The following is a 13,516-nucleotide window of genomic DNA, read 5'->3' as shown; positions in this document are numbered from 1 at the left end:
TTGGAAGTGATAGGTCGCCGTACCGTCACCGACCTCGGCCCGGACCTGCTCGTCGGACAGCTGGATCACGTCGAGGAAGATCTCGGCGACCTGCGCGGTCCGCTCCCCTTCCAGTTCGACCAGTCGTTCGGCCAGTGCCGCCAGGGTGCGCCGCCGGAAGATATCGGACACCGTCAGACGCGGAACGTCCAGCCATTGGCGTACCTGGGCGACGAATGCGGTGGCCAGCACGGAATCGCCACCGAGAGCGATGAAATCGTCGGTGACCCCGATCGGCCGGGTACTCAGCAGCTCGCCGAGCACGGTGACGAGAGCGGTCTCCAGCGGCGTACGGGGGGCGACGGATCCGATCCGATCGACGGCCGCGACGAGGGTTCCGACCGCGACGCGATCGTATTTGCCGTTCGAGGTCAGCGGCAGCTCGTCGAGCACGGTAACCGTCCGCGGAATCATATGCGGCGGCAGTACTTCGGTGAGTGCCGCGCGGATCGCCGGACCCTCCGAGGTTCCGGCGGTCACCGCCGCGCACAGTTCTTTTCCGTCGGACCAGGCCACCGCGGCGGTGACGGTGTCCAGGGTCAGCAGGCCCGCTTCGACCTCGCCGAGTTCCACGCGATAACCGCGAATCTTGACCATGTGATCGGCCCGGCCGAGGAAGTCGAGGAAGCCACCCGGCAGGTAGCGCACCATATCTCCGGTCCGGTACCAGCGGACGCCGTCGTAGTCCACGAACCGGTCCGCGGTGCGCTCCGGGTCGCTCCGGTATCCGTCGGCCACGCCGACACCGCCGATCCACAGCTCGCCGGGGACGAGATCGGGCCGGTCCCGGCCGGTGCTGTCGACCGCCCGGCACCGCACACCGTCCAGCGGGATACCGTAGGGGACGAACGCCGCACCCGCTGGCACCTCGGCGGCTTCGCAGATGGTGGAGTGGATCGCGGTTTCGGTGGTTCCGCCGAGGCCGGCGACCCGGCAGTCCGGTAGCCGCCGCGCCACCCGGTCGAGCAGGGAGACCGGTACCTTGTCACCGCCCATGATCACCACGCGCAGCGATTCGGGCAGCGGCGCCAGGTCCAGCAGCATGCCCAGGATCGAGGGCACACAGTTGAGTACGGTGACCGCACCCTCGCGCAGTTGCCGGGACCATTCGTCCACCTTGGTGTCCTCGTCGGCGCCCGGGACCACCACTGCGCCGCCGACGGCGAGCAACCCGAAGATATCGAAGACGGAGAGATCGAACTCCAGCGACGAGACCAGCAGGCTGCGGTCCCCGGCACCGAGGCGGTAGCGCCCGGTCAGATCGGTGAGGGTGGCGACGGCGGCACGATGGGAGACCTCGACCGCCTTGGGCTGTCCGGTCGAGCCCGAGGTGAACAGGATGTAGGCGAGCGCATCCGGCGAGACCGGCACCGGCTCGACCGCCGGGGCGGTACGCGCGGTCGCGATATCGAGCACCGGGTTCGGCGAATCCGCCCAGCGCTCGGGCCGATCGGTGAGCACGGCGGCAGGGGTCGCGACCGTGGCGATCCGGGCCCGGCGCACCCGCGGCTGGGTGGGTGCCACCGGCACGTAGGTGGCACCGGCGGTCAGCACGCCGAGCACGGCAATGATCTGGTCACCGCTCTTGCGCAGGTCGACGATCACGGTGTCACCGGAACGCACTCCCGCGGCGTGCAGGGCACCCGCAACGCGTCGCGCCTCGCCGGCGGCCTCGCGATGGGTCCAGGTCCGGGTGTCGGTGACGACGGCGGGCGCGTCGCCACGGCGTTCGGCCGCGGCCAGGAAATTCCCGTGCAGCGTGCCGTCGAACACGTCGGTCGCGGAAAGCGCCCGCTCGGTCGCCCGCCGCTGCGCGCGCACCTCGTCCGGTACCGGGTCGGGCGCGGGGATATCCCAGTCCCCCGCGATCAGCAGGTCCAGCAGGCGCACGTAGTAGGCGAACATCGCCTGTGCGGTCCGGAGTTCGAGGTCGGACGCGCGCACGTCCCAGTTCAGCAGAAGTCCACCCGACACCTCGGTGACCTGGGCGTCCAGCAACACCTGCGGACCCTGCGAGACGATCCAGGCCGGCGCACCCAACACATCGGTGACGGCTTGCGAGAAGAGTTCACCGAGGCCCAGCGCGCTGGTGAAAACCACCGGCGACACCACGGGTTCGCCGCGCCGGCGGCTGAGTTCGCGCAGTACCTCCAGTCCACCGAAGCTGCCGTGCGCAGCGGCCTCGTGCATCGCGGCACGCATCTGCCCGGCTCGTTCGGCCAGGGTCGCGGGCGCCCGCAGATCGGCATCGACCACGAGCGAGGACGTGAAATCGCCGACCACCTTGTCGATATCGGCATGCCCCATGTCCCGATCGAACAGCGGCACGGTGAGCAGAAAGTGCGGGGTGGCCGAGTACGCGCCGACGGCTTCGGCGAAAACGGCCGCCACCGCGGCCGCGGGGGTCACGCCACGGCGATGCGCGTGTTCCTCCAGCCGGCGCCGGTCACCGGCATCGATCACGTGATGCAACCGCACGGTGGCGGCGCCGCCGGTCCGGTCCTCGTTCACCGGGAGTTCCGGTGGGCCCGGCAGATCGGCGATCTTCTCCCGCCACCAGGCGATATCCTCGGCGCGTGCGCTGCGCCCGGCGCGCTGCGCCGACAGTTCCGGGAAGGTCACGCCCAATTCCGGCAGTTCCTCGCCCCGGTAGAGACGGGCCAGATCGTCGACGAGCACCCGGTAGCTCATGGCATCGGCGGCGATCATGTCCACGTCGAGGTGCACCCGCGCGCCCCCGGCGGGCAGCCGGGTCAGTTCGACGCGCAGCACCTCGCCGTCCTCGACCGGCAGCGCCCGGTGTGTCCCCTCGCCACGGCGGCGTTCCAGGATCTCGGCGGCCGCCTGCGGTGTTTCCGACGACAGATCGTGTACCGCACACACTGCCGCGTGCTGCCCGATGAGCTGCCGGCCGTCGGGCAGTACCCGCAGGCGCAGCATCGGGTGTCGCGCGACCAGGGCGGCCACGGCCGCCCGGAAGCGTTCGGGGTCGATTTCGCGGCCGTCGAACTCCACGTAGAGGTGGGCGGCCACACCACCGTAGGCGAGGCTCGGGGAGCGGCCGATCCAGTACGCGTGCTGCATCGGCGCCAAGGGGAAGGGCTGCTCGATATCGATTGCGGGAGCAGCGTCCTCGGTGGAGCCGCGCCGGTCCGCGGGGTCACCGGGCCGCAGCAGCAGCGACCACGCACCGATCGTCGGCGCCGTGGCGAGGCGCGCGAAGTCGATATCCAGTCCCTGCTTACGCCACCGGCCGGCCAGTCGCATCATGCGCAGCGAATCGAGACCCTGCGTAACCAGGTCGGTATCCAGGTCGAGAGACTCCGGTGAAATACCCAGGATCGCTCCCACTTCCGCCCGGATATCGATATCCGGGCCCGCCTCTGGACGAGCAACCACCATGAGGACGCCTCTCGAAGATCACGTATTGCAGACTTAGCCTACCCTAATAAATTAGGGTGTACTTACCAATGCTGAGACGATCGGTTGCCGCACGGAAACCGCTGCACCGCAGCGCAACCATGAGCGCCGGCGCATCAGGGTAACCAAATGTAGCTTAGCCTAAGCTAACCCAAACAGAAATGGGATGTATTCAACATTTCTCGGCCCTTGGATTCCGCACAGAAGCGGGGCACCCATCCGCCGTGGATGCCCCCCGGCCTACGGATACAGAGCAGCCGTCAGAGCGCGCCCACCGCGGCGGGGTCCGCGCTGATCCGCCAGCCGGCAGCCTGGTGCTGCTGTGCCCAGAACTCGGCGAAACGCCCGTTCGCCGCCCGCAATTCGTCGACCGTGCCGTCCTCGACGATGCGGCCCTCGTCCAGGAACAGCACGCGATCGGCGCCCGCGATGGTGGCGAGGCGATGCGTCACCACCACCCGCGTCCGCTGCTGCGGGTCGCCGGTGATCGCGGCGACCACCGCGGCCTCGTTCTCCGCATCGAGCGCACTGGTGCCCTCGTCCACAAGCAATACCGACGACGGCTTCAACAGTGCCCGGGCGATCGAGACCCGCTGGCGTTCACCACCCGACAACGCGGTGCCCGCCTCCCCGACCGGAGTGTCCAGCCCGTCCGGCAGCCGTGCCGCGAACTCGTCGACCCGCGCCAGGCGCAGCGCCTGCGCGACCTGCTCCGGATCGGCCTCCGGAGCTCCCGCCAGGACGTTCTCCCGGATGGTGCCGGAGAACAGGTAGGGCTGCTGGAAAACCATGCTCGCCACCGCCGGACGATGCGCGGCGTCGAGAGCACCGCGGTCCACACCGGCCACGGTGACACTGCCGGAGGTGGGCGCTTCCAAACCCGATACCAGCGCGAGCAGCGTGCTCTTGCCGGATCCCGACGGTCCGACCACCGCCGTCACCTTGCCTGCCGCGAACTCGATATCGATACCGTCGAGCACCGGCTCGGCGCCGTAGGCGAAAGATACGGCGCGCAACGCCACCGGAGCCGGCTCGCGGGTCTCGGGGACCGTCTCGCTGTGCCGTTCCGGTTCGGGCGCCTCGACGACGGTGCGAATATCGCGCAGCGCACCACGACTGGTTTCCAGCGCCGTCGCGAGATCACCGAACGCGGCGAACGGTTCCAGGAACCGCACCACCACGACGATCAGTGCGATCGCCTCGGGAATACCGATGGTGCCCGCCACCGCCAGCCAGGTGACGGTTCCCGCCATCGCCAGCAGCGCGATCTGGCTCGCCAGACCGAACAGCACCTGTCCCGGGATGTTCAGCAGCAGCAACCGGGTCGTCGCGCCGTGCTGGGCGGCCAGTGCCGCACCGGTCTCGTTGCGGGCCGGTTCCGCGCGCCGCGCCGCGCGCAGCGCCGCCTGGGTTCGGGCGAATTCGAGAATGCGCTCGGTGAGCACACTGTTCGTATCCTTGGACACCGTGGCCGCGCGCCGGGTGAGCAGGCCGGTCAGCCACAGCGAACCCAGCATCAACGGCAGGGCCAGCAGCGCGACCAGGCCCAGTTGCCAGGCGATCGGCACCAGCGCGACGGCGATCGCGACCGGGAGGGCGACGGCCTGGATCAAGGGGGTGACCAGATATCCCACCAGGCCCACCAGATCCGGGCCGGTGGTGGCGATCGCGCGCCGGGTGACGGCCGAGTTCTCCTCGGTGAACCAGCGCAGCGGAATTCGCGCCACCTGCGCCGATACCGACCGCTGGGCATTGTCGAGCAGATGGAAGCCCAGATCGAAACCGATCCGCGAGGTGATCGTGTCCACGATCCAGCCCGCGGCGACGGCGACGGTCAGCGCCCCCACCCACCGCCAGGCGTCGGCCGGGGTGTTCCCGAACAGGTCCGTGACCAGTGGCACCACCAGCACCACGGCGATCGCCCGCAGAATCACCGAAACGAGGAGAAGACCGAGGTAACCGGTGGTCCGGCTGCGCTGCTCGGCCGGCAGCAGGCTCAGCATGGTGCGGATCATCGGGCGGTCTCCTTCATATCGGCGCCGGCATTCCACAGCTGCCGGTAGCGCCCCTCGGCAGCGAGCAGTTCGCTGTGTGTGCCGGATTCGGCGATCCGGCCGCCCTCCAGCACCACGATCCGATCGGCCTCGGTGACCGTACGCAGCCGATGCGCGATCACCAGTACCGTCCGCCCGATGGTCAGCCGGTTGAGCGCCTGCTGCACCAGATACTCGGACTCGGGGTCGGCATACGCGGTGGCCTCGTCCAGCACCAGCACCGGGGTATCGGCCAGCAGGGCCCGGGCGATGGTGAGCCGCTGCCGTTCGCCTCCAGACATCGTGCTGCCGGCGCCCAGCACGGTGTCGTATCCCTGCGGCAATCGCAGGATCCGGTCGTGGATCTGGGCGTCCCGCGCGGCACGCTCGATCGCTTCGCCGGACGCCTCCGGCACCGCGAGGGCGATATTCTCCCGGACCGTACCGCGGATCAGCTGGGTGTCCTGGAAAACGAAGCCGACCTGCGCGTACAACTCGTCCGGCGTCAGGGTCGTGATATCGCGGCCACCGACCCGGATCGCACCGGTACCGATATCGTAGAAGCGCGCCAGCAAGGCGGCCAGCGTCGACTTTCCGGCACCCGAGGAGCCGACCAGCGCGGTCACCGTGCCGGGTTCCAGCGTGAGCGAGACATTCTCGATCACCGGCGCACCCGGCCGATAGCCGAAGGTCACCTCGTCGAATACCACCCGGCCCGGCTCGTCCGCCGGACCCGCGGGGCCGGATCGCACCTCGAGCTCGTCGGTGTCCAAGACGACCTGGATCTTCTGCGCCGCCTCGCGGCCCTCCCGCAGCCCCATCATGCCGTAGCCGATACCGAGCAGGCGCGAGCCGAAGGTGGTGCCCAGGAACAGGAACGGCAACAGATCCACCGGGGCCAGGCCGCCGCCCACGACCAGCGCGGTGCCGGCCACCAGGATCAGCCACAGGAAGGTGACCGGCCGGGTGATCAGGTCCATCGCCGACTTCTTGCCGACGAACGGCCGCTGCCAGCCGTCGAGGAAGCCGATGTACTGGTCCAGGCTGCGCCGGAACGGCGATGCCGCCGCACCACCGAACACCCGGATCACCGGCTGCCCGTCCATATAGGAGGTCGCCTCGCGCTTCATCCGTTCGCTCCAGCGCTGCGCCTGCATCGTTTTCGGCCCGGATGTCGCCATCATCGTCATCATCGTGAAGATGTAGGCCAGGATCGGTATCAGCAGCACCAGACCCATGCGCCAGTCGACGAAGAACAGGTAGACCAGCACGGCCAGCGGCGCCACCACCGCGGCCACCGCGTCGACCACCGCGTGCGTGATCAGATAGTGCAGTGACAAGGTGTCACCGTTGATCAGCTTGTCCACCTGTCCCGAACTGCGGGCGGTGAACCAGCCCAGCGGCAGCTTCGCCAGCTTGCCGAGCAACCGGCCACGCAGATCACGACTGAACCGCGCGTCGACCGAGTGCAACCACAGTTGCAGCGCCGATTCCAGCGCCACGCCCAGCCCGAACAGTCCCAGTGCCCACAGGCCGAGACGCCACAGGGTGTCGTTCCCACTGCCCGCGAGGAGTTCGCGTGCCAGTTCCACCAGCAGCACGTAGGGCGCCAGCTGGATCGGTGTGACGAAGAACTGCAGGACGCCCGCCACGTAGAGCTTCGGCTTGACGTCGGCGAACAGCCGGCTACCCGCCTGGGAACGCCAGTTGCCGGCCCGAATGGAGTCTGCGTCCTGAGCCGAGTTGTCACCGGCAGCCCGCGCCGCCGCGGCTGTGCCCGAGGCCGGTTCGACGGCGGCGGTCTCCGGCTCTTTCGCTTCGGGCGCCTTCGATACGGGTCCGTCCGGCGCAGTGCCGGCGACTGCATGCTCCGCCGCGGCGGCCGGGAGCAGGGCGGAGGCCGCGGCGGCACGCTCCTCGGCGCCGCGTTCCTTTCCCATCGCCCGGCCGTGCACCCAGTACGCCTGCGCGTACACATCGGTCTTGGGGAAGCCGAATTCCTTCACCCGTGCGCGAAGGTGCTTCAGCGCCTTCGATTCCGGGCCCATCCAGGCGTACCAGTTCGACCAGTCCCGCACTTCGAGGGCCGCGGCAAGGGCTTCTTCCGAGGTTCGTGGCACCCAGTGCACCCGCGCCAACGGGTGGTGCACGAGCGAAATCAGCAGGTCATCGTCGTGATGCTGTTCCAGGTACACCTCGACCGCCACCTGATGCGGCAGTGCGGCCAGGATCGTATTGATCGCCGGAACCGACGCCGAGTCACCGATCAGCAGGTATCCGGCCGGAAGATCTTCCGAGACCGAGAATCCCCGCGAGCCGAACGAGGTCACCTCGATCGTCTCACCGCCGGTGACGTCCACCGCCCACGCCGACGCCGGGCCCGCGGGTTCGTGTAGTACGAAATCCACCGCGAACCGGCCGGGGACCTCCGGATCGACCTCCGCGATCGTGTATCCGCGCTGGAATTCCGCGTCCGAACCCTTGTTGTCCGGGAACCACATCCGCAGCCACGCCGTCGGTTCGATATCGATATCCGCCAGCAGCGTCGGCGCACTCAACCAGATCCGGCGCATCCGCGGTGTCAACTGCTCAGCAGCCGAGACGGTGGCGGTGTGGTACTGGACGCCGAAGGCGTTCAGTACCACACCTTGAAATCCTCTGCGAGCCATTGCGGTATGTGTCCTCCGATACCAGACTCGATGACCGTCGAGGTCATCTGCCGAACAACCACGGCGCACGAGTCGGCGCACCGCCATACGCCGCCTTCGTGCCTCCCGACCGGGACATGACCGACAACTTTGGTTAGCCTACACATACCTGAGGCGCAAAAACCAGATCCAGCAGACTATTCACACCCCCTCGACAGAAGTGCACTGTAGCTGCGCGACCAGCGTTTTCGCATCACATCAGGAAGCCACCCCATCGAGGTTAGGCTATGCTAGCCTAACCCTTCGCTTGTACGCATGATCTTGGAGGACCGTTGTCGATCACGGATGAACGCTCACAGGCGGAGTATGTGACCGATCCGGTGGCAGCGGTGGCGGGATTGGCGGGGTCCGACCGGTTCGGCGAGTACGTGGTGTACGAACGACCGGGCATGTGGGTGTTCGCGGCCGACCCGATCGGCACTGTCGAACTGGGCGTCGAGGAGCTGCGCGTCGAATGGGACGGTCACACCAGCACACGCCGGTGGACAGGCAGACCCGCGAACACTCTCGACCAGGCACTCCGCGCACTACCACTCGAGGGACAGAACGTCTACGGGTGGATCGGATTCGAATTCTGCGCATGGGCACTGGACGCGACCGTGCATGTGACAGCGCCGACCACACTGGCGCATCTGATGATTCCCCGTATCGAAGTGCGCATCGCGACCTCCGGTATCCGGATCTCCGGCGCGACACCCGAGGAAGCACGAACGATCCACGATCTCGTCGTTGCCGCGCAGGACAGTGCCCCACCGATACCACACCCGACCGATATCCGCAGCGATCGGACCAGCTATCGCGAACGCGTCGCCGAGGCGTCGGCGGAAATCCGGGACGGCCGCTACCGGAAGGTGATCCTGTCACGGAAGGTCGAGTTGCCCTTCGTTGTCGACGTACCGGCCACCTACCGGCTCGGCCGGGCGCACAACACCCCCGCGCGCTCGTTCCTGCTGCGGCTGGGCGGGCTGGCGGCGGCGGGTTTCAGCCCGGAACTGGTCGTTTCCGTCGACGACGGCCGCGTGATCACCACCATGCCGGTGGCCGGCACCCGGCGCTTCGGGCGCAGCCACGCGGCCGATCTCGCCGCGCGTGCGGATCTGCTCGGCGATCCCAAGGAGATCGCCGAGCACGCGATGTCGGTGAACACCTCGTTCACCGAGATCAGCGGTATCGCCACACCGGGCACACCGGCCATCAGTGAGTTCATGACCGTGCGGGAACGCGGTAGCGTCCAACACCTCACCTCCACCGTCCGCGGCCTGCTCCCGGCCGACCGCACCGGCTGGGACGCCCTGGAGGCACTGTTCCCCGCCGTCACCGCCTCCGGAATCCCCAAGCGCGAAGGCGTCGATGCCATCTTCCGGCTCGACCGGGATCCGCGCGGATTGTATTCGGGTGCGGTACTTAATGTTTCGCCCACGGGTTCGTTGGAGGCCACGCTGGTCCTCCGTGCGGTCTACCAGACCATCCACGGCGCCTGGCTCCGCGCCGGCGCCGGGATCATGGAACAATCCACGCCCGAGCGCGAATTCGAGGAGACCTGCGAGAAACTCGAGAGCATCGCGCCATACGTCGTCGCGGCATAGCCGAGCGCTGGTACCGGACAACCGGCGCTCACCTACCGGGGAACCTCGCTCCAGAGGCGACGACGCCGGCCCGCGTCCCTCGCCCGTCACCCCGCGCCGCGCAGCGCCTTCTTGTCGATCTTGCCCACTGCGGTCGTGGGCAGCGCATCCGAACGACGGAGGACATCGGGAAGTTTGTAGGTGGCCACACCGCGATCGGTCAGGAAGGTCTTGATCTCGGGCAGCGTCGGCATCTCGCCGTCCACCACCAGGACGGCACAGACTTTTTCACCGAGCGCATCATCGGGTAACCCGACGGCAGCGGCATGGCGAACCGCCGGATGCGCGAGCAGATGTTCCTCGAGCTCGTCGCAGGAGACGTTCTCGCCACCGCGGTTGATCACGTCCTTGATACGGCCGGAGACAACGAGATGGCCGCTCGGCAGGCGGCGCACCAGATCACCGCTGCGGTAGTAGCCGTCCGGAGTGAAAGCGCGGGCATTGTGCTCGGGAGCCCGATAGTAGCCCCGAATCGTGTAGGGCCCCTTGGTGAGCAGTTCGCCCTCCTCCCCCGGAGGGACATCATTGCCGTTACCGTCGACGACCCGGACTTCGTCGGCCGGGGACAGCGGCCGCCCCTGCGTCGCGAGGACCAGCTCGTCCGGGTCGTCGAGGCGGGTGAAGTTGAGCAACCCCTCGGCCATACCGAACACCTGCTGTAACCGCGCACCGAGGGCGGGTCCGACCTCACGAGCGTTCACCTCGGCCAGGCGGGCACCGCCCACCTGCAGCAACCGCAGTGAGGACAGATCGGCCTCTTCCCATTCGACCGCAGCGCACCACAACTGGGCGATCGGCGGGACGACGGCGGTCACGGTCACGCGGTGCCGTTCGATCGCGGCGAAGGCGTTCTCCGGACTGGCCTCGGCGACGAAGGCCACCGCGCCACCGACGGCGACGGTGCCGAGGATGCCGGGACAGGCGAGTGGGAAGTTGTGCGCCGCGGGAAGTGCCGCCAGGTAGACGTCGTCGGCGGTCAGTTCGCATACTTGCGCGCCGGCGGTCGCGTTGTAGACGTAATCGTCGTGGGTGCGCGCGATCAGCTTCGGCAGCCCGGTGGTGCCACCGGACACCAGCATGAGTGCGATATCGCTCGAATCGATCGCGGGGAGCGAACCGCCCGCCCGCGGGACAGACCCGAGATCGACGAAGGCGCCGGGATCACCGAGCACCAGCACGTGCCCCAGCGACGGCACCGCGTCCCGGACCGCCGCGGCCAGCTCGCGATAGTCGAAGTCACCTATCCGGTCGGCCACGATATAGCCGACCGCCTCGGAGAGCCTGGCCAGATGCTCGATCTCGCTGCGCCGATGCGCGGGCAAGGTGAGCACCGGGATGATTCCGGCCCGCAACAGCCCGAACAACACCGGCACGAACTCCACCACATTCGGTAGCTGCACCACGACCCGGTCCCCCGGCGCGATCCCGAGCGCACGAAACCCGTGTGCCATCCGATCGGCCTCCGCGTCCAGCGTCGCGTAATCGAGCGCCTCGTCGCCGAGTAGCGCGGTCCGATGCGGATACCGCCGCGCGGTGTCCCGCAGCAGTTCACCGAGTGAACGTCCCTGCCAATAGCCGGCGCTGCGGTATTCCGCGGCCTGCTCGGCGGGAAAGGCGACATAGCCGTCGCGGTAGGTGCTGGACGTGGTAGGGGATGTCACGATACGCCTCTCGAGATAAGCACGGGAGCCTCCGCGGGTGCTCGGGATGAGATGGTCAACCGGTCCTCATAGGTGCACCGACGGCGGTGTCCCGTCCGGAGCGGCACGCGCACGCCAGGGATGCGGCAGGGCAGCATTCGACCCCGCGTCGCCACCGGACCGCTCACCACCGCTCCCGCCTCACCGCCCGGCACGGTCACCGCCGAACCCGGACACCCACTTCGCTTAGCCTAAGCTAACACTCTTCCTGCGATCGTGGACAGCCCCGCGACCGACCACACCACCGCCGGCATATTGCTAACGACCATCGGCCTCGACACTCAGCTGGGCGCCCCCTGGTGTCGAGCAGGTTCACGAGGGCAGCTGCCACAACCGCCGAGTGCGGACGACGCGAAACAGGCCGTGCCGGTCGGCGCCCACTAGCGGCGGTCGACAGGGTCCTTTATCTCAGGCCTCCTTTTCGGCTCGCGGGATCAACAGGCCGGCGGCCACTGTCCCGACCGCGATGAGACCACCGGCCAGGAAGAATGCGGTGGAGTAGCCGTCGCTCAACGCCTGTGGCGACCGATCGTCCGCGGTCACCGCCGCGGCCGCCGTCGTCAGCACGGCCAGACCGAGCGCGCCGCCGAGCTGGCGGGAACTGTTGAGCAGCCCGGAGGCCATCCCCGCCTCCTCGGCCGAAACCCCGCGCATGGCAACAGTTCCCATAACGACGAAACTCATGCCGATGCCGATACTGCCCACGATCGACGGTCCGAGGATATCGGTGAGGAACGAACCGCCGGGTGCACCCACGCCGAACCAGGCGATACCGAGCGCACCGAGTAGTCCGCCGGTCACCAACGCGGCGCGGTGCCCGAACCGATTCACGATGATCGCCACGAGGCGCATACCCACCACCGCGCCGAGCGCGAACGGCACGAAAGCGAGACCTGCGGTGGCCGGTGTGTAGTGCAGCACCGTTTGCATATGCAGCGAAACGAAGTAGAAGGCAGTCAGCTGGCCTGCGGTGATCATGAACCCGAACACGTTGGCGCCGGCCACACTTCCGTGCGCGAGCAGACGCAATCGCATCAACGGTTCGCGGACCCGGGTTTCCACCACGACGAAGGCGGCCAGCAAGAGGACAGCGACCCCGAGGGTTCCGATGGTCACGCCGGACGCCCAGCCGTGTTCGTCCGTTCGCACCACACCGAGAATCACCAGCAGCATTCCCGCCGTGACCAGGAGTGCACCGGCGATATCGAGCCGGGGCCGCGCCTGCTGACGAGCGCCGGCGATTCCGGTCGCGGCGGTGAACACTGCGGCCAGCACGATCGGCACGTTGATCAGGAAAACCCACCGCCAATCCACGAAATCGGTGAGTACTCCACTGGCCACCACCCCGAGTGCGCCACCCAGCATGGTCGCCCCGGCCCACAGACCCACCGCCTTGTTCCGGGCCGGGCCCTCCTCGAAAGTGACGGTGATCAAGGCCAGAGACAGCGGCGACAGCGCGGCGGCGCCCAGCCCCTGTACCGCGCGAGCGGTGATGAGTAGCGCGGGGTCGGTGGCCAGACCGCCCGCGAGACTGGCGATACCGAAGATCGCGAGTCCGGCGAGCATGGTGCGGCGGCGTCCGATCACGTCGCCGAGCCTTCCCCCGAGCAGCAGGAAGCCGCCGAAGACCACGGCATAGGCGTTGACGATCCACTGCAGCGTCGTAGCCGGCACAGAGAATTCGGACTGGATCGCCGGTAGCGCGACATTCACCACCGACAGATCCAGCGAAACCATGAACTGCACGATGACCACGGTCGCCAGCACTGCGGCCGGTTTGTTCGACTGCGGTCCCCCGGCCGGCTCGGGCGTCGGCGGCTTCGCGACCGGTTCGCCGGTTCCCGGCGCCGCGGCCGGTTCGTTCGTTTGCGACATCTACCTCTCCACGATCATCAGCACGGCCACTCCGCCCGGCTTCCACCGGTTCCGGAGTCGCGCGGCAAAACCGGTCGACGGCGCCTCCGGTACCGAACCGCCGGCACCGCGCCGCG

The 13,516-nt window shown here is 68.2% G+C and carries 5 protein-coding genes and 1 pseudogene; 1 reads left to right on the top strand and 5 read right to left on the bottom strand.

The features are described 5' to 3' along the window. Positions 1–36: 36 nt before the first annotated feature. From QH196_RS24230 to QH196_RS24220, 3 genes and pseudogenes are all read right to left on the bottom strand, one after another. Positions 37–3,441 (bottom strand): annotated as a pseudogene (locus QH196_RS24230) (amino acid adenylation domain-containing protein); the annotation flags it as partial. A gap of 278 nt (positions 3,442–3,719) precedes the next feature. Next, positions 3,720–5,474 (bottom strand): ABC transporter ATP-binding protein, encoded by a 1,755-nt coding sequence (locus QH196_RS24225; RefSeq protein ID WP_280418117.1) that lies wholly within the window; start codon positions 5,472–5,474, stop codon positions 3,720–3,722. Continuing rightward, positions 5,471–8,161 carry an ABC transporter ATP-binding protein/permease gene (locus QH196_RS24220; protein WP_280418116.1) on the bottom strand — a complete coding sequence of 897 codons (2,691 nt, stop codon included), beginning with the start codon at positions 8,159–8,161 and terminating at the stop codon, positions 5,471–5,473. The genes QH196_RS24225 and QH196_RS24220 overlap by 4 nt, the downstream gene beginning before the upstream one ends. Positions 8,162–8,472: 311 nt before the next feature. Here QH196_RS24220 and QH196_RS24215 point away from each other — a divergent pair, with 311 nt between their 5' ends. Continuing rightward, entirely contained in the window at positions 8,473–9,786 is a 1,314-nt protein-coding gene (locus QH196_RS24215) for a salicylate synthase (protein WP_280418115.1), read from the top strand. A gap of 86 nt (positions 9,787–9,872) precedes the next feature. Here QH196_RS24215 and QH196_RS24210 read toward each other — a convergent pair whose 3' ends face one another. Next, the gene (locus QH196_RS24210) at positions 9,873–11,486 is read right to left on the bottom strand and encodes a (2,3-dihydroxybenzoyl)adenylate synthase (protein WP_432279550.1); all 1,614 of its coding nucleotides are present in this window, start codon (positions 11,484–11,486) and stop codon (positions 9,873–9,875) included. Positions 11,487–11,933: 447 nt separating this feature from the next. Further along, the gene (locus QH196_RS24205; protein ID WP_280418114.1) at positions 11,934–13,400 is read right to left on the bottom strand and encodes an MFS transporter; all 1,467 of its coding nucleotides are present in this window, start codon (positions 13,398–13,400) and stop codon (positions 11,934–11,936) included. Positions 13,401–13,516: the final 116 nt, after the last annotated feature.

Origin of the sequence: Nocardia carnea (assembly GCF_029868325.1) — a bacterium.
In the GTDB taxonomy this organism is placed as follows: domain Bacteria; phylum Actinomycetota; class Actinomycetes; order Mycobacteriales; family Mycobacteriaceae; genus Nocardia; species Nocardia carnea_C.
The sequence above is the reverse complement of the archived record's forward strand: the minus strand, read 5'-3'. Positions and strand labels throughout refer to the sequence as shown.

What these genes read in the sequence shown, in the direction of transcription:
- QH196_RS24225 (WP_280418117.1), bottom strand. Translation starts at nt 5,474, where the DNA reads ATGATCCGCACCATGCTGAGCCTGCTGCCGGCCGAGCAGCGCAGCCGG.
- QH196_RS24220 (WP_280418116.1), bottom strand. Translation starts at nt 8,161, where the DNA reads ATGGCTCGCAGAGGATTTCAAGGTGTGGTACTGAACGCCTTCGGCGTC.
- QH196_RS24205 (WP_280418114.1), bottom strand. Translation starts at nt 13,400, where the DNA reads ATGTCGCAAACGAACGAACCGGCCGCGGCGCCGGGAACCGGCGAACCG.